Origin of the sequence: Desulfosediminicola sp., from assembly GCF_048381775.1 — a bacterium.
Classification (GTDB): domain Bacteria; phylum Desulfobacterota; class Desulfobulbia; order Desulfobulbales; family Desulfocapsaceae; genus Desulfopila; species Desulfopila ganghwensis.
The window spans coordinates 1-26798 of the sequence record NZ_JBLXGE010000006.1; the positions used below are offsets into that span (position 1 = coordinate 1).

Genomic DNA, 26798 nt, shown 5'->3' on the forward strand with positions numbered 1-26798 from the left:
CCCATTGTTGTTTTGATATCTCGGAAGAAGAGTTCAACCTCCCACCGCTTGAGATAGGCTGCTGCGAGTTCATCTTTCGTATAGATTTCAGAATTCAACAGAGTGGTAACTATATAAATTTCTTTCGATCTGAAACCAGGCTGATCAACACGGATTCGTATTTGTCGCAGAAAGATCTTTTGTGGGAGCGCTTGCCAGGTTTCTTTTGAATACGAGAGATTTTTGTTAAAAGTCGGTCTATTCCAGGCGATAAGCAAATCATCTGGACCTAATTCTTTGATGCAATTGGATTTAGTTGCAGGCTTTCTACGAGCAACAGTTACAATGCTATCTACCCCTTTATCAAGAAATTTTGTGAGATCGTAGTAACTGCAAAACCCTTTGTCAGCTAAGAAAATGTCTCCATTTCGGAACGTGGGCCATTGCTTACGTAACAGCGGTAATTCATGATTTTTTTTATTCCCGATTTCATAGCTCAGTAAAGCACCACTATTGAGTGAGAAGCATGCACAAATACGGGCTACAGGGAAACCACAACCTAATTTTTGCATCGCAGGTTGTGGCCAGCACTGCTGATTTTCTACGGTGTCTGGCATGCTGACACCTGTTCCATCGACAACAATGATACGGCGATGATTGAGAAGAATATCAGTAGATTCTTGTTCCGCCCATGTTGTTGTATGAGTAAAAATGTCAAACAACATATTTTCACTCAATTTTTTTCTGGCGGTGCAGTATGAAGCAGAGGACGATGAAGGGATTTGGAGTGAATTTACAGACGCATACGATTGAAGTTTTCTGACAACCTCTTTACATCCTCCATCAGCATCTAATACTTGCCCGAAAAAAGCCCAGAATGTGTTTTCTTTAGTAAAGAATCGCTTCCGACTCATTGGCCCAGAAACGTCCTGCTTTAAGAGATGGGCAGGAAAATACCCATTAAAAATCTCCCCAATTTGCTTCAACGATTTTTGCTTAATTGAGTTGATTTTATCAGCTAGAACTTTTTGGGGAGAGTGAGGTCTACGACCTCGCCTTGGTAGGTCAAAACCTGGTAGTGTTGGTTTTGCAAGATGTGATTTTTCCATCTGCTATTATACCAAATCACATGTGTATTATCAGCAAGATAGGGCTAAAAAAAGGGCTTAAACTAGCGCCATTCTGCTCTGACCCTAATTATTTTGCGAACAGATAGTACAAAGAGCACACTCAAAACATCAGCGTTGTCTCGCCCCTTTGCGCACATTGGTTGTACGCGTTGACGGTGATACAAATTACTGCAACTGCACTCCTGAAACCTCTGCAGGTAACGTAACTTCACAGTCAATAGAGGAAATATGGTGGGACAAAGGTTTACAGAATTTCAGGAACAACCTTTTCTCCGGCCCGGTACCCGACTGCTGTAAAATTTGTCCGAGACTGTAAGTAGTATTTAGAGAATTTTCAGAAGAGTTTGACTAAAAGACCAAGTAACTGAGTATGGTCAGATCAGAATTAAAATGTATTTGCAATTTCAAATACACCCGCCATTGAACATCCACCCCCACAACTACGTCCAATGTACCGATAAATGAAGCCCCAGGAAATCAATCAGGGTACATCCCTAATTGATTCAATTGAGACACATCCCCAGCTGATTACTATTTATTCAGATCAGTTATGATGCCAAATCGCACTCCTGCTAATCCTTCGTTTTTAAAAGAATCACCCCGGCCAGGATCATGGCAGTTGCCAGGTATTCGGTAAGGCCGATAGGCTCACCCACCAGTAATGAGCCGATCAGCAGGGCCACCACCGGTGGCAGATAGGTCACGGAGGAGGCGGTAATGGTGCCGAGCTCCCTGACGATATAGTAGTAGATAATATAGGCCAGGCCGGTACCAAGGATGCCGAGATTGATTATCATGCCAAATACGGCGTGCGAATCGCTCCAGATCGCATGGATACCAGAATAGTCTGTAATGAGCGCCAGGATAAACAGAGCTGCTCCCAGCTGGTAGGTGGTCAGGGCCGTGGTGGATAATTTGAGGGGTACAATATATTTTCTGGCGTAGATAAAAGATGAACCGACACTGAGCGAACCCATCACCATAAACATGACACCGGTAAGGTTGGAATCGGCCAGCTGCTCACCGCTTGGCATTCCGATCAGCACGACCCCGCCAAAACCCAGCCCCACACCGATCACTTTCAGCAGGCTGGCTCTTTCTTCAGGGATGAACAATACCGCCAGAATAAAGGCAAACAAGGGAATAGCCCCTGAGACCGCCCCCGCCACACCCGAAAGAAGCAGGGAGGTGCCTTGAGCAAAGCCGTAATAATTGATGATAGCCACCAGAAGCGCCATAATCACAAAATGGTGGGCGTACCGGTAATGCTCAAGCTTTAATTCCCTTTTTATCAGCGCATATGCCAATACTGGCAGGAAACCGAAAAAGACCCTGAAAAACACGATCTGCAGAGGAGAGATTAACTCCAAAGCCAGCTTCATATAAATAAAATTACTTCCCCAAATAGTGCCCAAAACTGCGAATGCCAGCACAGGCAGCAACGCCGGCAGTTGTCGTGAATTACTCATTAATCCTCTGTCCCGCTTTTGGAATCGTATTGAAAAACACTGTGAAAGTGCATGACGAAGTCAGATCAGAAAGTATCTGCAACGTATTTTGACCATCTGTGAAAACAGACCGGATTGGATAAAATTAGCCGGCATATCAAATAGCTGCACCTCAACCCTCTGGACATTATTGATAGAAAAACAAAGCCCCAAGAGATCGAAATCTCCTGGGGCTTTTTCTATCTATGGTGGGCGAGGCGGGATTCGAACCCGACCAACAACCATTACGTAACTGTTTTTGTGTCCATTTCATTCTCATTGTACAACACCCGAACAACGTAGCACGAAAAATAAGTATATGCGCCAACCTATGCTCTTGGATACGAGTTTTACATGGACGTATTACCTGGTCAATCTCGCTGCCAAGTCTTTTTCCAGCCTTCTATGTGGTGTTCGATTCAGTCTCACTATCAACCACGATGCCTGGCAACAATTATGTAATTATGCCATAGGTGTTACAATCTGCACATTTTCATACCATTCATAACATGAGATATCCAAGATATGCATTGACAATTTCGACTTTTTTTTGTTCATCTCACACTAAGTAACTATACGTCATGGCTTTACTTTGTTTTATCTGAGCATACGAAGATCTCGATGCATTCATCCTGTATGAGTACTTGTTAGCCGAGAAAAGGATATGGCAATATTAAATATTCCAACATATGATGATTTCTATACTTCAGGCAAGGAATTGCTAGATTTCTCGTGGGATGTAATTGCCAGCCTACTCACCAATATGGATGAGGCGGAATACTATGGCGTGGATCCTATCGAGATTTCAGATAAATATTGGTCGGCAGCTAAACGCCGCCTCACGACCGCGCTTTCTATCAGTCAGCAGGGCGTTGAATTTATTTTAAAGGGACAGATCGTAGCGATATCGCCATTTCTGTTAATCAGCGAATCCCCTTCAAAGTGGCCATCTCCGTATGATGGAAACCAAATCAATTTCTCTGAATTTCGGACAATAAATGCTCAAGACTTAATCAGAGTAATTGACACATTTTCTCCCATTCCGATGTCTAAGGATTTCGTGGACCAGTTTCACCAACTACGCGAGAAACGAAATCGCATAATGCATTCCGTAGACAAACAGCTAACTGTAGATGTTGCGGAAGCAGTGGACTCTATTTTGTTTATGCACAAAGCATTGTTTCCTGAAGAAACTTGGGCGTCAATTAGATTACGTTTTTTAGATGAGGCGCCTGACTCCGAATTAGGTGGTAATGAATTTTCCAGAAATCGAGTGTGCTGGGAGATTAAGCTGGCCATTAATCTTCTGAAACCATCTAAGGTAAAAAAGTACTTTGGTATAGACAAAAAACAGCGGCGATATGTTTGCCCTACCTGTTTATTGGAAGCAAATACCGATGCAGGATTTGACCATAAGCTCGCAGTACTTAAACCTACGGGACCGAAGTCAACTATACTTTATTGTCCTGTATGCGATGCGACATACAATGTAACAAGGGGAAAATGTCATAAAGTAGAATGCCCAGGCAATGTGCTCGATGATAAAGGTATGTGTCTAACATGTTGCGGCTGGGTGTGAAGCGTTATATCTACCAATCATTCAAAGCCAATATTTATTTAATGTTAAAGATTTTAGCCTTTTCCGATTTACATGGTGACAAGGGGGATCTAGAAAAATTGATAACCCTAGAGAGTAATAATAATTTCCATGCAATAGTTGCTGCCGGAGATATAGGTTCCTACGGAAATGAAGATCATTCCCTCGTTGAAGTAGCAGAGTTACTCGAAAGCTTTTCTTGTCCCTTTCTCTTTGTGTTAGGCAATTCAGATCCTGAAGGGGATGAGCAAAATATTAAATGGCCAGCTAACTGCCATAATCTTAACTTTCAACCAAAACAGATAGGAGACTATTTTTTCGTTGGAATTGATGGGATATATGATCTTTCAAAATCATCATTCCGTATAAAAAGAGCCAAAGATCAATTCGTTAAGCTACACAAACTTGTAAAATATTGTAATATAGATCCTTGCAAACTTATTATCATAACACATGAAAGAATGTACCGATTGAATGATTTTTTCCGTACAGGTAATCCACTAGTTTATATGTTTGGGCATCATCATAGACCTATGCATACAAATGTAAATAAAACTAATTATATTAATTGCTCAGTTCTCGACGGCAATAGAAGTAGGTGGGGTGCTGGCAACTACTGGATCATAGAAATCAACGACGATAAAGTTATTTCTTTCCCTAAACCTATAGCTAGGCCAAGTAAGCGAACCTTGATTTTCAATAAAAAAAGAGCACAACAAGAGATGAAAGTGTTTGCTAAAATGTACCCAGAAATCGAATTTAATATTCCCGATAATGGCTGGTTCGAAATACCTCTTGACAAATAATATATGTTATATATTAAATTTAAAAAAACTGCCAAACAAGGATTCCGTAACCAATCCATATAGACTTCACGTTATATATTGGAAAAGATTATCTATGCTTGCAAATTAAAATAATGTTTTTCAAATATTCACACTATTATTAGCTATATTATCTTGTTGCATTGCACTTGTTTCTGCTTACTACTTCCACTCAAGATTTTCTAAAAGTACGTCCCTTTTGCTTATAGCAACGGCTTGAGAATTATTTTCTTTCTTGGCTTTCCTAATCAATTCCATCTCGCCTTGTACGTAGTATGATTCTTACTAACAGCAAAAACGCCTACATTACCGTGAAGGATTTGTAAACACTATAAAAACCGGAAATGCCTGAAGAACTCTTTTACACCTGATTGTACATTCAACAACTTATTGTGATGGATTGACCATCATTGCTGTAAAAAAACTCGGCACAGTAAAATTGCACCGGGTATAAAGAAAAATCCATGTAATTTAAGGTGCTTCAACCGTTGCATAACACCTGTACAATATCTGTACAACTTTTCAAGAGCAGAAAATCCGCGTAAGACTATATTTTTACATTAAACTTTGGTGGGCGAGGCGGGATTCGAACCCGCGACCCCTGGCTTCGGAGGCCAGTACTCTATCCAGCTGAGCTACCCGCCCTTGGGTATGTGTAAAGAAATGTCTCTCCACCGGGGAAGCGAAGAGCAGTGAAATTTACCACAAAATCTCATCATCGCAAGGGAAATTGCTTTTCGGCCGTTGCATTTCGTACAACAAGCTCCCCTTCTCCCGTTGGAGATCTATGATTTTCTCCTAGCAACAAAACTTTCAATGCTTCAGGAAAACATTAAAGGATTTCCCCTCAGGAACAAACGCCCCTGCTACCGGTTGGGGAATTGGAATCAATCAACCACAACCACACCGAGTACCCCTGAGGATTGCTATTTTGGTTCAGAGCGAGGCATTTTCAGGAAATTAAGCGGAGGCGTATGCATAATACGTCGAGCATTGATTTCCTGAAAATAACGAAGAGCTGGGCCAAAAGAGCTTCCTCTTAGACTTATACCGTGTTGCGATGAATCTTATCAACATACTCCTCCCACTCAACCGACAGCATCGACTTCTTTTTAGTATTACACTTCTTACAACTCGGTACCAGATTATCTTTGGTAGAGCGTCCCCCACGCGACAGCGGCACCAGATGATCCATAGTGAGTTGTTTGTAGGTGAACTTTTTACCGCAATAGTAACACAGGCCGGATGAGGTCTTCTGCTGCCACCACCGGCTTTTTTTTAATTCACGAGCCTTTGCACGCTCTGTCCTGATTACGGCATCATCAACGCCGTCGAGATTAAAATAGTCTGTCATTGTTCTACTGCTCTCCGGCTCATGCCCCCACCAGTTCTCCTACAAGTTCCTTACGTACAGCTCCCACCAGGTAGAGTGAACCGGCTACAAGAATCATATCATCCGGGGTGGCAAGCTGTTCTGCCGCTTTCAGGGCATCAACAACATCCCGGGCCAGTACCGCTTTGTCTCTCACATCTTCAGGCAGGCAGGCCGCAAGTTGCTCCGGCTCGGCAGAACGTTCGCCATCCGGCCGGGTGAGGATCAGGCCATCAGCCAGGGGCAGGATAGAGGAAAAACCTCCCTTGATATCCTTATCAATCATTGCTCCCCAGACCACGTAGAGCTTTTTATACTGATACTCATCTGCCAGGGTCATGGTGAGGTTCTTTACCCCGGCCGGGTTGTGGGCACCATCCAGCAGATAGCGGACTGAGTTTTCGACTCTTTCACCATTGACCTGCTGCTGCGCCCGGCTCTCTTTTTCGAGCACCAGATATTCAAGCCTGCCTGGCCAAACCACTGTTGCCAGACCTTGACGGAGTTGATCATCTGAAAGATCGAAACCGTTCTCTTTTAAGATATGAACGATAGCCACCACCAGCGAAGCGTTTTCCCGTTGATATGCGCCACGCATGGAACAGCGTAATCCCTCTATTCTGGCACCCAGGGCAAATGTTCCACCTGCCCAGCTCCAGTTCTCATTTGAGTTGCCTGAGTAATGAAATTCATATCCCAGCCGGTAGAGCGGCGCAGACTGCTCTGCTGCCTTCTTCTCCAGCACCTTGATCACTTCGATGGGCCCTGGAGCTGCAATTACCGTCACACCCGGCTTAATAATGCCTGCCTTTTCCCCGGCAACTTCGGTCAGGGTGGTGCCGAGATAGGCTTCGTGATCCATACTGATACTGGTGATAACCGAAACCAGCGGAGTCACCACGTTGGTGGCATCGAGCCTGCCGCCAAGCCCCGTCTCCAGTATAACCAGATCGAGATCGTTCTCGACAAACCAGAGCAGACCAAGGGCCGTGGTGAACTCGAAATAGGTTATCTGATCTTCGCCGAGGGCATCGGCCACCTGCTGGGCAATACGGGCAAAATCTGCTTCACTGATAAAGGTATCGTTAATGCGGAACCGCTCACGCACACAGCTCAGATGGGGGGAGGTGTAGAGGCCGACCTTATAACCAGCCTTCTGCAGCACATTCAGCAGCGAAGCGCTCACCGAGCCTTTGCCGTTGGTACCCGCCACATGAACAATCTTCAGCTTCTTTTCAGGCTCGCCAACCTTCTCCAGGAAGGAGTGCATGGCCCCAAGCCCCAGCTTTATCTTGTGCATCTGCAACTCATCCAGGAGTCGCAAAGCTTCATCATATGTCATCATAATCTCTTTCTCTTACGCCGTTCACGTCCTACATCCAACGTCCCACATCCAACGTTTGCCTTCTATCCCCTCACAACTCAGATCCAACATCCAACTCGCAGTTGCAGTTCACATCCAACGTCCAACGTCCCACGTCCTACGTGCTGTTACATCCAACGTCCAACGTCCTCCGTCCAACTCGCAGTTATTAGTTGCTGTTACATAAGCGTCAACTTCGCATAATCCAGATGCAGCGTCTTAATTCCATGCCGATCAAACATCACATCGAGCGAGCGAGGCGGTGAGGTTTTTTTCACCACCCCGATACCAAAAAACGGGTGCTGGACCCTGGTGCCCACCGGCAAATTCTCCATGCTCAGTTTCGGCTCTTTCTTCTTTTTAGCCTTGGGCAGGCCGCTAAAATCCGGCGTGGTATACGATGACGGTCGACGGCTGAAACTTGTGCCGCCCGGTTCTATCCGTTCATAAAGACCGGGAGTGATCTCGGCCAGAAATGGCGACATGCCGACCCGCTTGAACTGGCGATCAGGCGTCATCAATTCCCGCGGATAGGTGAAATAGAGATGTTTACGGGCGCGGGTGGCGGCAACATACAACAGTCTGCGCTCCTCCTCCCATTGTTCACCCATCCCGGCTGAGGCGTGGGGGAAACGTCCATCGGCCATGCCAATGACAAAGACCGCATCGAACTCAAGCCCTTTAGAAGAGTGAATCGTGGATAGAATCATCTTCTCGCCGCCGCTCTCATCCTGGGTGGTGTTATCCGGCGGATCGAGTGCGGTATCATCGATAAAGGACTGCAGGTCGTCGTAGCCTGCCATGATCGCCTTGAGCTGCTCCAGATCTTTCTGCCGCTTGGGATAATCATCGTTATAGAGCGATTCGAATATCGGCTGATAGTAGACCATCACTATCTCGAAAAGAGCGGAAGGCTTCTGCTCACAGGCCAGCAAATCACTAAAAAGCAGGTTCAGCTTCTCCAGGCCGCCCTTCCAGGTCTTGCCAGCCGGGTATTTGGCCAGCGCCTCGAATGGGTCCGGGGCCGCGGCAATGGTGTTGGTGATCTTCTGGGCGGTTTTCGGGCCAACCTTATCGAGTTGCAGCAGGGTACGGTTCCAGCTCAGGTTATCCTGGGTATTCACCATAAGGCGCAGGAAAGCGAGCACGTCTTTCATATGGGCAGACTCGGTGAGTTTCAGTCCACCGCGCTTTTCGAAGTCTATGCCCATGGTATTCAGTTCAAGCTCCAGCTTGTAGGAATGGAAACCGGAACGAAACAGTACCGCCATTTCCTCCAGCTCCACACCTTCGGCACGCAACCTGTTAATCTGGCGCGCCACAAAGCTCGCTTCTTCCCGTTCATCGCGGGCCCCGTAGATATTGGGCTTGATGTTGCCTTCGATTTGACTGAAGAGGGTTTTGGTGTATTTTTCAGTAGCGTTTCTGATAATATCGTTGGTCAACGATAAAATTGGCTGGCTGGAGCGATAATTCTCTTCCAGCTTGACGATTTTACAGTTGGGGAACACCTTGGGAAAGCGCATGATATTGTAAAAATCTGCGCCTCGAAAAGCATAGATCGACTGGGAGTCGTCACCAACGACCATGACATTATCGTGGGTATAGGCGGCCAGTCGGACAATATCTGCCTGAATCAGGTTGGTATCCTGGTACTCGTCGACCATAATATGGCTGAAACGCCTGGAGGTCGCCTCGCGCACCTCCACAGACTCTTCTAACAACCGCTTCCAGTTCACCAGCAGATCATCATAATCCATCAGACCGTGATCATATTTAAAGGTCTGATAACTATCGCGCAATCTTACAATGTCATCGGTAAAGTCGTTTAAGTGGGCAAACTGCTCATCCACCAGATCTTCAAGTGCAATGGATTTATTCACCGAGCCGCTGATCATATTGATCAAGGCCCGCTTGGAAGGGAACTGTTTCGATTTGCCGGTAAGCCCGAGGGAAGACTTGAGCAGGTTGATAATCCCCTCGGCGTCTCCCCTGTCTATGATGGTAAAACCCGAGCCATATCCGAGATGGGAGCCGTAGCGCCTCAAAAGCAGGTTGGCAATACCGTGGAAGGTACCGCCCACAACCCGCGAGCAGGATTCATTCAAGAGCTGCCCCGCACGCCAGAGCATCTCCTGGCTGGCCTTTCTGGTGAAGGTAAGCAGCAATATAGACTCGGGCGAAACACCCTTATCCATAAGATGGGCGACCCTGTGCACCAGGGTTCGGGTCTTGCCGCTACCAGCACCGGCGATAACGAGCACAGGCCCGTCTGTTGCGGTTACAGCTTCGTATTGCGATTTGTTCAGTCCATTCAGGTCAACACCGGGTGATTCAAACCCGTGTCCTGGTAAAAAGTCATTTTTCATGGCGGCACTTTAACACAGAGGTATACCACTGGCAACGCTGGTTGACAAAATGGGCATGGACTGTATTATACCTTGCGTAATAGTTCATTCGATATGGTGACTCTCACCTAATCCATTCAATTAATTTCGGATATCCTCATGGCAACAGACACTTATACCACTATTTTCACCCCGGAAACTCTTTCCAGCCTGTTCCCTAAAGATCGTGCCGACGAATTTTTCGACGCACTGTTTGGTGATGCCAGTGAAGGTGCCTACGATATCGCGCTTGGATTTCGCGGTGCCGATAAGAGCAACCTGGTGATGGAACTGCTGCTGACCGAACGTCCCGGATGCTGCCTCGCCTGTAACCTGACCCAGGGACTGCCGCAGGTATTTTCCCGCCATCCTATCATCAATGTTAACGGACTGGTCAAAGAGATTGATGAGCTGCTTGGCGACGGAGTAAACTGCGGAGAGTGGTCACTGGGCTACACCGAGCAGAGAACCCGTTCACTGCACGTGATACCGTTGACCGTTCAGCTGAACAGTTAAGCGCCTTCCCGATACAAATATTGAAAAAGCCGATCCTGTCTCAGACATGATCGGCTTTTTGCGTCTATTCGGCTGGAATTCTGACAGCCCTGCTGCACCCCGGTCTCTTTCATATTTCCCTGGCTACCTGAGATCGCCCCTGGCTTTGGCCAGATCCAGTATGTCATCTGCCCTCTCCAGCCAATCAATATCGTCATAACTGCTGTTTGAGGTTATCTTTTAAACGTGTTACGCCTACACTTGTTATATCGACAGATTATTGGCTGACGTTTAGCTGATTGAGCACAAAGCTGATAACTATCTTCAAAACCAATGTATAATCAACCTGTCCAGCGAATTCCTCTTCCCTTTACTACCTCGCTGGGTCTTTTAACTGAAACCGTGGTATAGCTTTCAACCGATTACCACAATATTAACAACAGGTACGCATTCCCCGAAATGACACTTAAAGATAAAATTGGCCAGCTCCTGATCGCGGGCTTTAAAGGTGACAGGGTTTCAGCCTCGAGCCCGGTAATACAGGCAATTGAGAAACATAATCTGGGCGGAGTCATCCTGTTCGACCGGCTTCTTGCAGAAAAGTCATCTCAAAACAACATTATCTCTTTCAAGCAAACCAAAGCCCTTATCGGGGATTTGCAAAGTGCGGCGGGTAACAAGCTGATCGTTTCTGTAGACCAGGAAGGTGGGCTGGTTAATCGCTTCAAGAAAGAGCGCGGCTTTCCCCAGACCCCTCAAGCGGCTCAACTTGGCGAGCATAATGACACGGCTGCAACCACGGCTGCAGCTCAGCAAACCGCTGGCATGCTGGCGGAGATGGGCTTCACCCTGAACCTGGCCCCGGTTGCAGATCTGAACCTTTACCGGGACAACCCCATCATCGGCAAATATGGGAGGGCTTTTTCCGACAATTGTGAAAAAGTCGCACTCCATGCCGAATGCTGGATAAGAGAGCACCATCAATACGGTCTGCACTGCTGCCTGAAACACTTCCCCGGCCACGGCAGTGCCAGAAACGACTCGCATCTTGGCCTTGTGGATATCAGCAGCTACTGGCAGCACGATGAACTGCTTCCTTTCAGAAAGCTGATAGAAAGCGGCCTGGCCGACTCGATCATGACCGGTCATCTTTTCAATGAGCGGCTCGATCCCAAATACCCCGCAACCCTCTCAGGGGCGACGGTTAATGGCCTGTTGCGCGGTGAACTTGGTTTTACAGGACCGGTACTTTCTGACGATATGCAGATGCAGGCCATCACCGACCACTATGGCCTTGAGGAATGCGTGATCCGCGCCTTAAACAGCGGCGTCGACCTGCTTGTTTTCGGCAACAATATGGTATATGATCCTGACATTACAGAGCATGTTATTACAATTATTCTCAAGGCCCTCCACAACGGAAGTCTTGAAGAAGCGCAGCTTGAAGCAGCCTGGCAACGGGTTCAACGTTTACGACAATTGCCTTTAAACAACATTTAGGAACAACGAGATATGAGCGCACAGCAACCTCACCAGACCCACTCAATTCTTTTCGGCTATCTGACCTGGATTTTCGGTTTTCTTGGAATGCACCGTTTTTACTACGGCAAACCCATTTCAGGAACAATCTACTTCTTCACTCTCGGGCTCTTTTTTATCGGCTGGATTATCGACCTGTTTCTGATACCGGGTATGGACCGTGATGCGGACATCCGTTTTATCGATGGGGAACTGGACTATAACCTGGCCTGGCTGCTTCTGACTTTTCTCGGGGTTTTCGGTATACACCGCATGTATATGGGCAAATGGCTGAGCGGCATTCTCTACCTGTGCACCTTTGGCGTGTTCGGGTTAGGTATTATCTACGATCTCTGGACCCTGAACGACCAGATCAGCCTGATAAACGGCAAAAGCTCCAGAGCATAATCCCCCAAAAAAAACAAAAAGGGTGCACGGCATGAAACACCGCGCACCCTTTTCAAATTCTGGCAGTGATATTTCCTGCCCAGGCTTTTATCTACAAAAACTTCCTGTCAGTGCAGACAGTGATGGATTATCTTGGATAGCTCCCTTAAAGACACTGGTTTCATACAGTATTTATCAATGCCTGCCTGTTGAACGTCTTCCCGGGAGAGTTGATCTGAATAGCCGGTGAAGAGCACCACCGGCAATTCGGAGCGAACCTCTTTTATCGCTCTGCAAAGCTCCACCCCTGTCAGCTCAGGCATGGTGAGATCTGTCAGCAGCAGATCAAACTTTTCCGGAGTTCCTGAAAACAGTTTCAACGCCTCAAAGGGTGAAGTACAACCCGTTACCGTATAGCCAATGCTGGTCAGCAGCTCCCCTGTAACCTGTACCACCTGGGCTTCATCATCCACCAGCAGGATATTTCCCTGCCCCTTTACAAGGTCGACGGTGTTTACCACCTGATCGATCCCGATGCGCTTGCTGGAAACAGGCAAATAAATCTCAAACGTCGTTCCCCTGCCTACTTTACTTTGCACCTCTATACGACCACCCATACGGCTGATTATGCCATGCACCAGGGCCAGGCCCATACCGGTGCCGCGACTCTTCTCCTTGGTAGTGAAGTATGGTTCGAAAATACGATCGAGCGTCTCAGCCGGGATCCCGCAACCAGTATCAGCCACAGTCAGTTTCAGCCACCCCTTGCCACTGCTGTCAACCCTGTCACGTTCAAGCTTGACGGAAAGGGTGCCGTGATTGCCTGCCATGGCGTGGGCGCTATTAGTACAAAGGTTCATCAAAATCTGGTGAATCTGTACCGGGTCAACAGAGACAATCCCGCACTTCTCCTCAATATCCTCTACAATGGTGATGGTGGACGGAATAGTGACCCGCATCAACTTAAGAGCTTCTTTCACTATCGGCTGAATATACAGAAGACTCTCTTTCTGCTCGCTGGCGCGGGAGAAAGTGAGGATCTGCTCTACCAGGCTTTTTGCTCTTTTCGCTGCCCTGAGGATACCATCGAGATACTCGAGTACCACCTCATCGGCATTGGCGTTTCGCATAAACTTAAGCCGGATGATCTCCGAATAGCCCATAATTGGCGTAAGTATATTATTGAAGTCATGGGCGATTCCACCTGCGAGGGTACCGATGGCCTCCATTTTCTGGGTATGCCTCAACTGCTTTTCAAGTCGCATCTTTTCTGTGACATCGCGACCAATGACCACCACAGATACGATGAGGCCATGGTTGTCACGTACCGGCGTCCCTGTAAGTTCATAGACCCGCTCTTCACCGCTACAGGTCTGCAACTCGAACTGCTGGATGGTAGTCTGCGTTTTACCGGATAGAAGGCTCTTGGGAACAGCACAGGACTTGCAAGGCTGACATCGGCGGCAAAACAGCTCATGACACGTCTTGCCAATGGGGTCTTCGGACAATTCCCTGACTTTCTCATTTGCCCATATGAGTTTTTCATCAGTAGCGAACAAACAGAGAATTCCAGGAAAACCCTCAAGGATTGCCTGCTTTTCAGACTCACTAACCTGCAGGGCTGTCTTGATGGCGTTTAACTCAGAAAACTCAAGAAGTGCCACAAGAATCCCGAATACACCTCCATCCCCATCGGTAAGCAGTGATTTTTTCATCACCACCTGGACAGGTACCCCTCTCGCACTTGATATCTCGATCTCGTGTGATACTCTGCCGCCGGAGGCAATGAGCTGTTTGTCGATCTCCCGGACACGACCTGCAGACCTGGGTGCAAACAGGTTATATGGGTCAAGCCCATGGTAATTAAGGGGCAGGTCACCTACCAGTTCATAAAAAAGCTGATTGCCGCAGACAAATATCCCATCATCATTTATAAGAAAACAAGGGACAGCAACAGCATTTACAACCGATTCCATAGAGAGGCCGGGCTGGGCAAGGCTACCGTTAGAATTTTTTTCATCAACCTGGGTAGACACAGACTGCTGAACCGATCCTGAAGTGTTCTTCATATCCATTTTGCAATAGCACGCAAGCCCTGTTTTCTCTTGAGTATTTTGTCAAAAAAAATAAAAAGCATTTTATTTTGTATCTTTACCGCATTTAACGTTCTCTACTCTACCGCCAAAATGGTTGTCTGAGTACAGGGCCATACAGCGCCATCTTCAGCATGTCGGCAGTACGCACCTTAGCGCCCCCAAGGACATAAACTCGTATTCTTCAGGTTCCTGTAAGGTATTACCCAAAAACCTTAAACCCGACACGGACCCAACTGGCGGGAACTTTGGGCGGGGCGAGCTTTCAGCCGGCGGCCTCTGCCGCGAGCATAAATACCACCATGTGAAAAATTATCTAAAACTTGCAATATTAACAGAATGTTTAGTCTTTACAACTGCTTTGTTCCCATGATTTTCATCTGCCCTTTTTCTTGACTCTTCACTCCTTAATCGGTAGTGTTTATGGTTCTAGATCGTTCAGAAACGCAGAATATGCACAACCAATAGAAGTAGATTATGAAAAGACCAGGATTAATTACAGAGAACAGCCAACCCGAAAAACCTGAGATAGAATACCCTTGCGACTGGGTATACAAGGTGATTGGGGAAGATCCGACGGTATTGAAAGAAATAATAATTACCGCATGTGCGCCTACCCAGGTTCTGATCAACCACTCCCACACCAGTTCCAAAGGCAAATATCACAGCCTCAACGCCAGCCTCATGGTAGAGGATGAGAAACAACGGTTGCAAATTTACGACTTATTAAAAAATCATCCGGCCGTGAAGGTCGTACTTTAATTCCAAATCATGAGCAGCGAATCTTTAGAAAAACAATCACAGCTTATAAGTGCTCTTCGCGAGGGAGTGGCCGTCGTACAGATGATCTTCTTTAAAGAAGTACGTGCCACAGTTGGTGAGAAATTCAGCGATAAGGACCCTGGCTTTATTTCCATGCTGGCCGGGGCGGTTATCAACGAGGTTTTCGGAACCGTCAATCCGGAGCAGAGATTCGCAGACTTTCGAAAGGGCAACAGAGGGACGATAGAGCAGGAGCTGATCAGCCTGAAAACTGACCACGCTGGTCTGTTGCCGGCCTTAACCGATGCACTGAGAATTCAGGTGCTCTGCGACAACCAGGAAGGCTCGGACAGCTCAGACATACTCAAGCAGGCAGACACCCTGGGAATCCTCCAAGAAGACCGCACAGTCCCCATGCCCTCAACCTTTATGACCCTGGTTCGTGGCCTTGGGGAACAGCACAACCTGATTATCGCCCCGGTTCAGATCACCCCGGAACAGGATAAGCAGCTCGTCCACTAAGACGCTTCCCATCAAGATTTGTGAAGGCCAGAAAGCCTGATTACTTTCAATGCGTTGAAAGTAATCAGGCTTTTATTTTTCGGTAAAATGTTCACTGGAGGCGTGCAGCTGGTAACGGTTCTGCGGTTAAGCCCACCAGATTATACAGCCCTGGCCTGATCTGTATTTACGAAGGGATACATTCATCACGTCCCACCCGGACCTGAATAACGCCACGAACAGAGTTACAGACAAACACTGCCTCGGCCGCATAGACATCCTCCCGGGTCAATATTTTCTCCACCAGCTCGATATTGTTGTCTTCCAGTAACTTTCTGCGCATCACTCCGGCCAGGAGTCCACTCGTTACTGGTGGAGTAAGATAACGACCATCCTTATAGATAAAGATATTCGTGATCGCACCTTCCGTCACCTCACCTTTCTCGTTGGTAAAAAGCAGATCAAGACACCCCTCTTGTCCCGCCCGTCGCATGCCCGCGTCATAGATATCACGCTGCGTCGTCTTGTGCAAAAATGCCGACTGCGTGGAATTAACAGTCTCACTGGCAAATTTAACCAATGGTATTTCTCTGGTTTTATCGTCCGGGCATAGCGGCAAAGCTACTTTGAGTGGCGGTTCGCATTCAACCGAGCTGACCGTGACTGCACCATCTTTTGCCAGGAGCAAACGGACCCTGCGGACTCCGGAATGATCTGCCACATGGCTATCCAGGGCTTCGACCAACTCCTCCATGTTGAAGTTGAAGTGGTAATACCGGGCCGAGGCGGTCAACCGCTCCAGATGCTCAGTTCGCAACCAATAGCCTTCACCGCTTTGCCAGAGGAGAGTTTCGATAAGCTGAAACTCAGGAGCGGGATTGGTAAGAAACCTTCCCTTCAATAGCGCTTCACGCCACTCATCGCGGGGGTCGGAATCATGGGTTATGCCTCCGCCCACACCCATTTCTCCACGAAAGCCATTACCGTTCTCCGAGAGCACAAGAGTCCGGATGGGAACATTAAACACAGCATCTCCATCGGGTGTGAGAAAACCAATTGCTCCGGTATATACTCCACGTGGCTCCTTTTCGAGTTCGTGGATAATCTCCATGGTACGGATTTTGGGGGCACCCGTGATCGATCCGCAGGGAAAAAGCCCTTTGAAAAGATTGTTGAGAGTGATCGAGCTTTCCTTTTCAGAAATACCGTCAATAGTTGAGGTCATCTGGAGCAGACTCTCGTATGGTTCGACGTCAAAAAGAGAGCGAACCCGAACCTCTCCGCCACCCGCCTCATGCAACACCCGGCCGAGATCATTTCTGAGCAGGTCAACGATCATCACATTCTCGCTTCTGTTCTTCTGATCACTATGCAGGAATGCACAAGCCTGTGCATCTTCCAGGCCGTCCCTGCCACGGGCCAGAGTCCCTTTCATTGGCCGAACAGTGAGCCTGTTCCCGCTCTTTTTGAAAAACAATTCCGGTGAGAAGGACATCACCCGCTCAGCCCCCCAGCGAATATAGGCGCCGTAAGAGACAGATTGGTTTCTCCTGAGTACCTTGTAAAGAGCTTCGGGTGACCCACCCAGGTCGAACAGTAATTTCAGTGTATAATTGACCTGATATGTATCACCAGCCCGAATATACCTGAGCACCGCGTCGAGCGCCTCAAGATATTCTCCCTCGCTTATACTTGGTGATATTTCAGATATTTCATATGATTTCAAACTGTCGATTGGTGAACATTCGGGCAATTTGAAATTGTGGTTTCCATTTTGGTGGTCAAAATACCAAGGGGTTGTATATACGCCGAGGTCAGCGACCAAAGTTTTGCCACCCCGTGGTATATTTTTCAGACCGGAGATTTTGCTGATCAGGGTAGTACCAAACTCATATCCGAACCAACCGGCAACGTAATAGCCTTTATCCAAACACTGTTGCACCTGCTGCAAAAAGGCTTCACCACAGTCAGATATATCACATCGCAACCTGGTTACCGGTTCTACGAAAATGTAACTTTTTGTATTGTCCTCACCAGGTTTTGCAGTGTCAAAGTAAGCGAATTGTTCAACTTGTGCTAAATGGCACAAAAGCTTGTTAAGAAGGGTATTTGAAGTGGTTTGCATAAAGCTCCTTAGAAACCTCGTTTCCTACTTGGTCCCACCATCATACCTATCTCCTGAAATTAAAGAGAAAAAGAGTACATGGCAGAAACCACGATGCGCAATTCTCAGCCTTTAGACCAATTCCTTTATTGCGTGGCTAAAGCAAATACCATATATTAATTGCCCAGTTTATTAAAGCCCGACATGATAAATTTCATGCGACTTTCAAACCCAGTTTGAGGTATTATGGAGCTCAGGAAGCAAGAGTAAATGAGCTATTCATTTCTCGTTATGCACCCTGCGCATCACGGTCGGATTAAGTTCGTTGTAGGTGGAGTAGTTGCGCTATAATCAACTTGCTGTTGACGCCTGTTTGTTTTTGACAATCCGGCGCGTCTACCGCAAGGGATGAGGGACGGAATTTCAACACGATATTCTCAAGTAAGCCGATCATTGCCATTCATCAGTTCTCGCTGCAGGCATTCAACCGGTACTACCCCCAGGCGCACAGGAAACCAGGTAGGTTTCACCGGAAATGAGCCGGATCTTCACAGGATAGCACATTTTTTGATTTTATTGTGGCGCATTAGTCACAGGTTTGTTTCTGCCATTTTTGTGTATCAGGCAGAACGCACTCAAACTCGAGACATCTTAAAGGAGAACAGCAAATGTCGCGTAAAATGGTAACTATTGATGGCAACCAGGCATGTACCCATGTCGCATATGCCACGAGTGAGATTATCACCATTTACCCAATCACACCGTCCTCACCGATGGCAGCCGATTCTGACGCCAAGGCAGCTCACGGCCAGGAAAACATCTGGGGCACGGTGCCTGTTGTAACTCAGATGCAGTCCGAGGCGGGTGTTGCCGGTGCAGTACACGGATCCCTCACCACCGGCGCACTGTGTACCACCTTCACCGCATCACAGGGTCTTCTTCTGATGATCCCGAACATGTACAAAATTGCCGGTGAGCTTACTCCGACCGTATTCCACGTGTCTGCCCGTGCACTTGCCTACCAGGGTCTCTCCATCTTCGGCGATCACTCTGATGTCTACGCTGCTCGTCAGTGCGGCTGGGCTATGCTCTGTGCGCAGAACGTTCAGGAATGTATGGACATGGCATTGATCGCCACCCAGGCCACCCTGAAGTCCAGAATTCCGTTCATGCACTTCTTTGACGGTTTCCGTACCTCCCATGAGGTTCAGAAAATTGAAGAACTCACATTTGACGATATGCGTGCCATTGTTGACGAAGACCTCGTTAACGAGCATCGCACCCGCGCTCTTACTCCGGATTGCCCATCTATTCGCGGTACCGCTCAGAACCCGGATGTAAACTTCACCGGTCGTGAGACCGTGAACAAGTACTACGACGCCACTCCTGCCATCGTTCAGGACACCATGGACAAGCTCGCAGAGCTCACCGGTCGTCAGTACAACCTGTTCGATTACTACGGTGCTCCCGATGCAGAAGACGTCATTGTTATCATGGGTTCCGGTGCTGAGACTGTAAGTGCCACCATCGACTACATGGTCGCCCAGGGCGAAAGAGTCGGTATGGTTATCGTTCGCCTGTACCGTCCGTTCGACGCTGCGGCAATGGTTAACTCCCTGCCAAAAACCGTTGAGCGCATCACTGTTCTCGATCGTACCAAAGAGCCTGGTTCAATCGGCGAGCCGCTGTACCTCGACGTTCGCGCTGCAGTAGCAGAGGCAGTAGAAGCTAACCCAACCGCTATTCCACCAGTAATTTTCTCTGGTCGTTACGGTCTTGGTTCTGCAGAATTCACCCCTGCAATGGTTAAAGCTGTATTCGAAAATGCTTCTGCCATGGCTCCGAAGAAGAGATTCTGCGTTGGTCCACACGACGACGTATCCTTCACCAGCCTTGACTACGATGCAGACTTCAACATTGAAAGCGCCGACGTCTACCGCGCGCTGTTCTACGGTCTGGGTTCTGACGGTACCGTAGGTGCCAACAAGAACACCATCAAGATCATTGGTGCTGAGACCGACAACGCCGCTCAGGGTTACTTTGTATACGACTCCAAGAAGTCCGGTTCCATCACCACCTCTCACGTACGTTTCGGTGACAACAAAATCGCCGCTCCATACCTGATCAATAAGGCAAACTTCATCGCCTGCCATAACTTCACCTTCCTCGACAGCTACGACATGCTCTGCAATCTCGAAGAAGGCGGCACCTTCCTGTTGACCTCCGGTTACAACAAGGATGAAGTATGGGCCAAAATGCCTAATCGCGTTCAGAAAGACCTCGTTGATAAAAAAGCGAAGTTCTTCGTCATCGACGCAATCGCTCTTGGCCAGGCTCTCGGTCTTGGTGCCCGCATCAACATGATTATGCAGACCGCATTCTTCATGATCTCCGGCATCCTCTCCAAGGAAGACGCTGTTCGCTCAATTAAAAACGCGATCAAGAAGACCTACGGCACCAAAGGCGATAAAGTCGTTCAGATGAACTACGATGCGGTTGACGCTGCCATCGAAAACATCGTTGAAGTGGAAGTTAAAAACGATATCACCGGTCACGAACTGCCTCCGACCGTTCCAGCTGATGCTCCGGAATTCGTTAAAAAGGTTACCGCCAAAATCATCGAAGGCAAAGGCGACAAGCTGAAAGTCTCCGAACTGCCAGACGATGGTACCTGGCCGACCGCCACCACCCAGTACGAGAAGCGTAACATCGCTGTTAACGTACCGAAGTGGCTCTCTGAAAACTGTATCCAGTGTGGCCAGTGTTCCTTCGTATGTCCTCACGCTTCCATCCGCACCAAGATCGTACCTGAGCTGGCAAACGCCCCTGAGGGTGTTGTTGGTCTCAACGCGGTTGGCAAAAACTTCAAGGGCCAGCAGTTCACCCTGCAGGTCTTCACCGAAGACTGTTGTGGCTGTACCCTCTGTGTAAGCGTGTGTCCTGCCAAGACCAAGGCTCTGGAGATGACTCCGAACACCGAGGAACTGCGTACCATTGAGAAGCCTAAGGTTAAGTACTTCCTCGAACTGCCTGAGATCGATCCTGCTCTCATCAGCCCGGCCACCGTTAAAGGCAGCCAGCTGCTCCGTCCTCTGTTCGAGTTCTCCGGTGCATGTGCAGGCTGTGGCGAGACTCCATACGTCAAGCTCGTATCCCAACTGTTCGGTGACAGAATGGTAGTAGCTAACGCTACCGGTTGTTCTTCCATCTACGGCGGTAACCTGCCGACCACTCCGTACGCCAAGCGTGCAGACGGTCGCGGACCTGCCTGGGCTAACTCCCTGTTCGAAGACAATGCCGAGTTCGGTATCGGTATGCGCTTCACCGCCAATAAGCTTGGCGCTCAGGCTCTTGAGCTGGTAGCCAAACTTGCTGACGAAGGTTCTATATCTGCAGAGCTCGCTGAGAAGATCAAAGCTGCTCCACAGAAAACCCAGATGGACATCGAAGCACAGCGTGCCAACGTGGCCGAGCTGAAAGATGCTCTCAAAGACAGCTCTTCTATTTTCGCTAAGCGCCTGCTGCCAATCTCAGACTACATCGTGAAGAAGTCTGTATGGATTATCGGTGGTGACGGTTGGGCATACGATATCGGTTACGGCGGACTCGATCACGTACTCGCTTCCGGCGAGAACGTTAACGTTCTGCTTCTTGACACCGAGGTATACTCCAACACCGGTGGCCAGATGTCTAAGTCTACCCCGCGTGCTGCTACCGCACAGTTCGCATATGGTGGTAAGAAGTCTGCCAAGAAGGATATCGGTATGATCTTCTCTACCTACGGCAACGTATACGTAGCTCACGTTGCTATGGGTGCAAATCCTGCCCAGACCGCTAAAGCGATTGCAGAAGCTGAAGCATATGACGGACCTTCCCTGATTATTGCTTACTCACACTGCATCAACCACGGTATCAACATGGCAAACGGCCTCGAGCAGCAGAAGAAAGCTGTTGCATGTGGTCACTGGCCGCTGTACCGCTACAACCCAGAGCTCGAGGAAGCTGGCAAGAACCCACTGACCATCGACTCTAAAGAGCCTACCCTCGGTTTCGGTGATTACATCCTCAGCGAGAACCGTTACAAGATGCTCAAGCGCATCAATCCTTCAGAAGCTGACGGGCTCATCGCTCAGGCAGAGAAGGATGCAATGAAGGCCTGGAAGTTCCTCAAAGGTCGTCGCGACGCTCTCGAGCCGGAGTCTACCGAAGAGTAATATCAAGGACTTGAAAGTGCTAAGGGCCCTCGATCCAGAGGGCCTTCAAAACTGACTTGAGTCACTGGTCAAAACTCAAAAAGGGGCTTTTCCTATATAGGAAAAGCCCCTTTTTTTATGACTAAACAGCAAGCTTACCGAAAGACAGCAGCATAAAAAAAGGCCGCTTCCAGATAACGGAAGCGGCCTTTTAATGAAACGAAGAGGAAAAGAACTATTTCTTTTCCAGTTTCAGATCGTCAATATCCTCTTTCAGGGCTTCATACTGTCTGATCGCCTGGAGCACTGAATCATCCTGCTCCTGCTTCATCTCGCTTACCTTAGCCTGAATCTTCTCCTCTCGTATTTTCAAGTCATCATCCTGCACGCCAAAAAGGCTTGAGGCAAGATAGCGGAAGGAGAACAGCATCAGTTCCACGTCATCTTCCTTGATCTTCTCAAGCAGTTCCTCTGGAACTATGTAGGTGGAAAGGAAAGAACTCTCGAAAATAAAACGACGAAAAGTAGCAAGATCGGTAGAGGCCATAAAAAACATACGCTTGGCCTGCTCAGACAGGGTTGCCTGCTTGCCATGGGACTTGCGGCGCATTACGAGTCGCAACCACTCCCGGTTCATCTCATCACGAACATCAACACCCTGGTCTTCACGCCACTCGCGAACGGTCCACTCTTTATCTTCTTCGTGACCCTTGCAGTAATCTTCCTTAACGACGAAATAGAATTTATCGTCTGCTCCGAAAGTCTCATTGCCGTCAGCGTCCTTTTGACCACCCTCGTGAAAATCCGCCATGCCAACCGGATAATAGCGGCAGGCAGATGGACGATCAGTGTAAACGGTACACCCATCCGGAGTCACAAAAGGACATTTGTTGTCTTCCTCGCGCATCTTGATCATGACACCGGGCATATCGGTGTTCTCAAGATACGTGGGCAGCGTATACTGCTGCAGGAATTCATGGGCCGGCACGCCAAGTCGCTTGCTCAAAATCAGGATGTCATACGGAGTCAGCACAATCTTGATTCCACCACAACAGGCTGTAAAGCAACTCACACCAGGATGACAACGGAACTTGATCTTACTGTCCAGAGTCAACTTCTTGGGCATGATGTTCGACGGATTTTTGTCCTTACCAAAGAGAGCTTTCTCTTTAGTCATATTCTGCTCATTACTCATCACATCACCTTATATTAAAATGGTTACTCAGTTCCATGATATTTCCTGCATTTCGCGGGAGGGTAGTATAATATACTGCTGGCAACGTTGTGTCAAACCCAATTCAAAGGACCTAATTTCTGGTAACTACGCTGTTCCGGAAGCTAAATAAATTCCGCTTGAGTACTACTACTTAGCGCCTCACCTATTCTTTCCCCTTGCGGTTTTACCCGAATGTTCGTATATCAACATTCGGATTATGAAACTTCCTGCTTGACTTGCAGTACGGAAACACCAGGTTCTTCCCCCCTCGAGGTAATACATTTCATGAAAGTATTTTTTCCCCCTATTGATTTATCAGCAGCAAGCACAATCGTTTATCATGTTCCAGGAGGCCCGGCCCTCACTGTTAATCTCGACGGTGTAGAAGAGTATATCGACCTCGAGCTGGAGATGGGACACGTGTGTGACACATCGGATATTGACGGCACTGTACACTTTTTTCCCAGGGGCAACGCCTAAGCTTGAACTTTATCCACCCAGTCACCCGCCCTTCCCTGACTGCTCTTCACTGGCCGACCTCATAATTCGCACTCAGCTGAATTTTGCGGCCATAGATTTACCATGACCATTACTCATTTTTCTATCGATACCAGCTCCGACGGGCATGTACACACTAAGCTGTGCAATCATGCCACCGGTGAGATGGAAGAGTACGTTCTCTCCGCCATAGATCGCGGTCTGAGAGAAATGTATTTTTTGGAACATCTTGAAGCAGGCGTGAATTACGCCCCCAGAACCTGGCTCACCGAAGCTGATTTTGCCTACTATTGCGAGGAGGGGGAGCGACTTCGCCGGAAATATGCAGACCGCATATCTGTGAATATCGGTATCGAACTTGGTTACAACTCCAGCCACAGCAAGGAGCTTCTAACAGGCGCGCGGGCCAAACCGTGGGATAGAATTGGCTTATCCTGCCATTTTCTGCAGATTCCCGGCTCTAATAAGCATATCAACCTGCTCAGTCGCAAACAGGAGAACATCGATCGCGCCAGGGAGTATGGTCTTGGGACTCTGCTCAGCCTCTATTACGACACCTTATTAGAAGCAGTGGAAAATATTCCGGCGGATGTACTTTGCCATCTCGACGCGCCTTTGCGCTATAGTGGTCCTATTCAACTAACCGACTATCACCTTGAGCAGATTGACCGGTTACTTGCCGCCGTCAAAGCCAAAGGCATGGCCATGGAGATCAATACTTCGGGTATCCCGATCCGTAAAGAACCTTTCCCTGCCAAGGCCCTGGTAAAAATGGCTCTTGATCATGGGATTCAACTTGTGGCCGGCTCCGATTCACACAAACCGGAGGATATAGGCCGACATTTTGACGAACTCGAAATTTATATCGCCGAAGTGAAGGCTTTATAACTCGATTATCTCCGCTTTTATCCATAAAAAAACCCCCGTATGGCATATGCCGTACGGGGATTTTTTTTAAGCTCTATTAGCGTTGTTATTCAGGCAACCAATCTGCGCCCATGCGACGGATCACATTGAAACCACCGGGCAATACAAAGTGGTTCTTCTTGCCAACCGAATCGAGAAAAACCTGAACCTCGTATGAACGGGAACCTGCATTGCAGAAAATGATCAGGGTCTTATCATCCGGCAGCTCATTGTAACGTTCACGTATCTGCTCATACGGCAATGAGTTCCAGATCCCTTTACCGTGCTTTTCCTCAAACGGTGCTACCTGCTTGGGATGACGCACATCGAGCACCTGCCAGTCAGGTTTGCTGGAATGATCGGCCATCCAGGCAAAAAACTCGGACATCTGGATCTGGCGCATCCTGCCGTCACAAATGTTGTCTGCTACATAGCCCGCCGCGTTGATCGCATCGATGGCTGGTGAGAACGGTGGTGCGTAGGCCATTTCCAAATTGCCGAATTCATCGATGGTGGCACCGCCTGCGATAGCCACCGCTGCAGCATCAATGCGAGCGGAGAGTCCATCATTCATCGGGCCGACACCTTCCAGACCCAGCACTTTTCTGGTTCTGCGGTCAAAAACCAGCTCAAAGCAAATAATATCCTGGCCTGGAAAAAAGTGTGCCCTGTCTGATGGTGAAGTAAGAGAAGTATCGGCATCGTAACCTTCAGCCAAAGCCTCTTTCAGACTCAAACCAACAGAGCCGATAGAGATCTCAAAAGCTTTCATGATGAACGCCCCTGCGCTTCCCTTGAATAAAGACGGAATGCCAGCCATATTGTCCGCAGCCACACGACCTTCCCTGTTGGCCAGGCTACCGAAAGGAGCAACGAACCGCTTTCCTGTCACCAGGTGTGGAATTTCTACACAGTCACCCGCTGCATAGATGTTTGCATCTGAAGTCTGCATCCGCTCGTTCACCACAATACCACCAGTGGCTCCAACCTGAAGGCCGGCATCAACTGCAAGCTGAGAACGTGGGCGAACACCCGCTGCCATAATGACCAGATCGGCTTCCAGGGTGCGGTTAGCAGTGCGAACACCTGTCACCTTGCCGGCTTCGCCTACAATCTCCTCGGCGGCCTCGCCCAGATAGACCTCGACGTTGTTATCCCTGAGATGTTTGGTGAGAATTGCAGCCATATTGGTGCCTACCGCTTTGGGCAGCAGTTGATCCATGAATTCGACAACTGCCGTCTCTACCCCCCATAGATCGGTGAGAGCCTCGGCCATCTCAAGGCCGATTGCCCCGCCGCCGATTACCACCGCCTTTCCTACCTGGCCTTTGGCGATTCGTTCTTTAATATCGATTGCTTTATGCAGATCACTGATGGTGAAAACACCATCGAGATCTTTACCGGGGATTGGGAGTACAAACGGCTGGCTACCTGTGGCAAGCATCAGCTGGTCATACTCGAGTGTGCCCTTTTCACCGGTCTCTACCTTTTCGATTGAGACGGTTTTATTCTCCCGATCAATAGCCACGGCTCTGGTGGAGGTAAGGGTCTTGACCCCCTTGGCGCAGGCAAAGAACTTCTCATCACGAACCATGTGAAAGCTGGTGGAGCGGAGTTCTTTCTCATCCGCCACATCACCGGAAACATAATACGGAATACCGCAACCGCCGTAGGAGATTACGCTATCCTGATCCACCATGGTCACATCTGCGTCAGGCATCAGCCTTTTCAATCGAACGGCAGCTTTGGGTCCGGCCGCAACTCCACCAATAATCACTATTCTTTTACTCACTTCCGCCTCCGGTAGGTTTATATATTTAACTGGAAGTTATTATGAAGATAACACTATAGCGTCGTACGCCATTTTTAGACATATGAACACTATCAGCACAAAAAGACAAGCCGATTCAGGTTTAACCTGTGGCAATGATTGCTTCATAGAGACAGCCTGTAACCTTCTATCTTAACAGGCCAGCACCAGATATG

The 26798-nt window shown here is 48.2% G+C and carries 20 protein-coding genes and 1 tRNA gene; 11 read left to right on the forward strand and 10 right to left on the reverse strand.

From position 1 onward, the window contains the following. Window positions 1-1088: IS4 family transposase (locus ACN5NT_RS11055; RefSeq protein WP_419175477.1), on the reverse strand; the 1088-nt coding region annotated here is incomplete at its 3' end. A 148-nt stretch (window positions 1089-1236) separates the two neighbouring features. Between ACN5NT_RS11055 and ACN5NT_RS11060 the strand changes: the two genes are divergently transcribed. Then, on the forward strand, window positions 1237-1425 hold the full coding sequence (locus tag ACN5NT_RS11060; protein WP_419175478.1) for an SPASM domain-containing protein: 189 nt from the start codon (window positions 1237-1239) through the stop codon (window positions 1423-1425). A gap of 256 nt (window positions 1426-1681) precedes the next feature. Here the strand turns inward: ACN5NT_RS11060 and ACN5NT_RS11065 are convergent, their stop codons facing one another. Next, entirely contained in the window at window positions 1682-2578 is an 897-nt protein-coding gene (locus tag ACN5NT_RS11065) for a DMT family transporter (RefSeq protein ID WP_419175479.1), read from the reverse strand. Window positions 2579-3260: 682 nt separating this feature from the next. Here ACN5NT_RS11065 and ACN5NT_RS11070 point away from each other — a divergent pair. Both ACN5NT_RS11070 and ACN5NT_RS11075 read left to right on the forward strand, forming a co-directional pair. Next, a complete protein-coding gene (locus ACN5NT_RS11070; protein WP_419175480.1) occupies window positions 3261-4175 on the forward strand; it encodes a hypothetical protein in 915 nt (304 codons plus the stop codon). After that, the gene (locus ACN5NT_RS11075) at window positions 4172-4999 is read left to right on the forward strand and encodes a metallophosphoesterase family protein (protein WP_419175481.1); all 828 of its coding nucleotides are present in this window, start codon (window positions 4172-4174) and stop codon (window positions 4997-4999) included. Before ACN5NT_RS11070 ends, ACN5NT_RS11075 begins: the two co-directional genes overlap by 4 nt. A gap of 586 nt (window positions 5000-5585) precedes the next feature. Here the strand turns inward: ACN5NT_RS11075 and ACN5NT_RS11080 are convergent. From ACN5NT_RS11080 to ACN5NT_RS11095, 4 genes are all read right to left on the reverse strand, one after another. Continuing rightward, a tRNA-Arg gene (locus tag ACN5NT_RS11080) sits at window positions 5586-5662 on the reverse strand. A gap of 400 nt (window positions 5663-6062) precedes the next feature. Beyond that, window positions 6063-6371 (reverse strand): HNH endonuclease, encoded by a 309-nt coding sequence (locus ACN5NT_RS11085; RefSeq protein WP_136798753.1) that lies wholly within the window; start codon window positions 6369-6371, stop codon window positions 6063-6065. Window positions 6372-6390: 19 nt separating this feature from the next. Beyond that, window positions 6391-7734, reverse strand: a complete 1344-nt coding sequence (locus ACN5NT_RS11090) for a bifunctional folylpolyglutamate synthase/dihydrofolate synthase (RefSeq protein WP_419175482.1) — start codon at window positions 7732-7734, stop codon at window positions 6391-6393. A 197-nt stretch (window positions 7735-7931) separates the two neighbouring features. Next, entirely contained in the window at window positions 7932-10121 is a 2190-nt protein-coding gene (locus ACN5NT_RS11095) for an ATP-dependent helicase (protein ID WP_419175483.1), read from the reverse strand. Window positions 10122-10259: 138 nt separating this feature from the next. Here ACN5NT_RS11095 and ACN5NT_RS11100 point away from each other — a divergent pair, with 138 nt between their 5' ends. The 3 genes from ACN5NT_RS11100 to ACN5NT_RS11110 all read left to right on the forward strand — a co-directional run bounded on the left by ACN5NT_RS11100 (window position 10260) and on the right by ACN5NT_RS11110 (window position 12560). Continuing rightward, window positions 10260-10655: a pancreas/duodenum homeobox protein 1 gene (locus tag ACN5NT_RS11100; protein ID WP_136798751.1), complete on the forward strand. Its 396-nt coding sequence runs from the start codon at window positions 10260-10262 to the stop codon at window positions 10653-10655. Between the two features lie 438 nt (window positions 10656-11093). Further along, the gene (locus ACN5NT_RS11105) at window positions 11094-12134 is read left to right on the forward strand and encodes a glycoside hydrolase family 3 protein (protein ID WP_419175484.1); all 1041 of its coding nucleotides are present in this window, start codon (window positions 11094-11096) and stop codon (window positions 12132-12134) included. 12 nt (window positions 12135-12146) lie between these two features. Continuing rightward, window positions 12147-12560, forward strand: coding sequence for an NINE protein (locus tag ACN5NT_RS11110; protein ID WP_136798749.1), 414 nt, complete (start codon window positions 12147-12149; stop codon window positions 12558-12560). A gap of 107 nt (window positions 12561-12667) precedes the next feature. Here the strand turns inward: ACN5NT_RS11110 and ACN5NT_RS11115 are convergent, their stop codons facing one another. Continuing rightward, entirely contained in the window at window positions 12668-14608 is a 1941-nt protein-coding gene (locus tag ACN5NT_RS11115; protein ID WP_419175485.1) for an ATP-binding protein, read from the reverse strand. A 501-nt stretch (window positions 14609-15109) separates the two neighbouring features. Between ACN5NT_RS11115 and ACN5NT_RS11120 the strand changes: the two genes are divergently transcribed. Together ACN5NT_RS11120 and ACN5NT_RS11125 are read left to right on the forward strand one after the other, a co-directional pair. Then, complete coding sequence (locus tag ACN5NT_RS11120) at window positions 15110-15394, forward strand: DUF493 domain-containing protein (protein ID WP_136798747.1); 285 nt, start codon at window positions 15110-15112, stop codon at window positions 15392-15394. Between the two features lie 9 nt (window positions 15395-15403). Continuing rightward, entirely contained in the window at window positions 15404-15916 is a 513-nt protein-coding gene (locus ACN5NT_RS11125) for a hypothetical protein (protein ID WP_136798746.1), read from the forward strand. Between the two features lie 166 nt (window positions 15917-16082). Here ACN5NT_RS11125 and ACN5NT_RS11130 read toward each other — a convergent pair whose 3' ends face one another. Beyond that, entirely contained in the window at window positions 16083-17825 is a 1743-nt protein-coding gene (locus ACN5NT_RS11130; protein ID WP_419175486.1) for a chorismate-binding protein, read from the reverse strand. A gap of 842 nt (window positions 17826-18667) precedes the next feature. Here ACN5NT_RS11130 and nifJ point away from each other — a divergent pair. Further along, window positions 18668-22213, forward strand: coding sequence for a pyruvate:ferredoxin (flavodoxin) oxidoreductase (nifJ, locus tag ACN5NT_RS11135; RefSeq protein ID WP_136798744.1), 3546 nt, complete (start codon window positions 18668-18670; stop codon window positions 22211-22213). Window positions 22214-22427: 214 nt separating this feature from the next. Here nifJ and ACN5NT_RS11140 read toward each other — a convergent pair whose 3' ends face one another. Then, the gene (locus tag ACN5NT_RS11140) at window positions 22428-23387 is read right to left on the reverse strand and encodes a YkgJ family cysteine cluster protein (protein ID WP_136798743.1); all 960 of its coding nucleotides are present in this window, start codon (window positions 23385-23387) and stop codon (window positions 22428-22430) included. Between the two features lie 306 nt (window positions 23388-23693). Between ACN5NT_RS11140 and ACN5NT_RS11145 the strand changes: the two genes are divergently transcribed. Both ACN5NT_RS11145 and ACN5NT_RS11150 read left to right on the forward strand, forming a co-directional pair. Continuing rightward, window positions 23694-23888, forward strand: coding sequence for a hypothetical protein (locus tag ACN5NT_RS11145; protein WP_136798742.1), 195 nt, complete (start codon window positions 23694-23696; stop codon window positions 23886-23888). A gap of 102 nt (window positions 23889-23990) precedes the next feature. Continuing rightward, window positions 23991-24794 carry a histidinol-phosphatase gene (locus ACN5NT_RS11150; RefSeq protein ID WP_419175487.1) on the forward strand — a complete coding sequence of 268 codons (804 nt, stop codon included), beginning with the start codon at window positions 23991-23993 and terminating at the stop codon, window positions 24792-24794. 85 nt (window positions 24795-24879) lie between these two features. On the opposite strand, the gene ACN5NT_RS11155 is transcribed toward ACN5NT_RS11150, so the two are convergent. Continuing rightward, window positions 24880-26604 carry an FAD-dependent oxidoreductase gene (locus ACN5NT_RS11155; protein WP_419175488.1) on the reverse strand — a complete coding sequence of 575 codons (1725 nt, stop codon included), beginning with the start codon at window positions 26602-26604 and terminating at the stop codon, window positions 24880-24882. Window positions 26605-26798 lie beyond the last annotated feature (194 nt).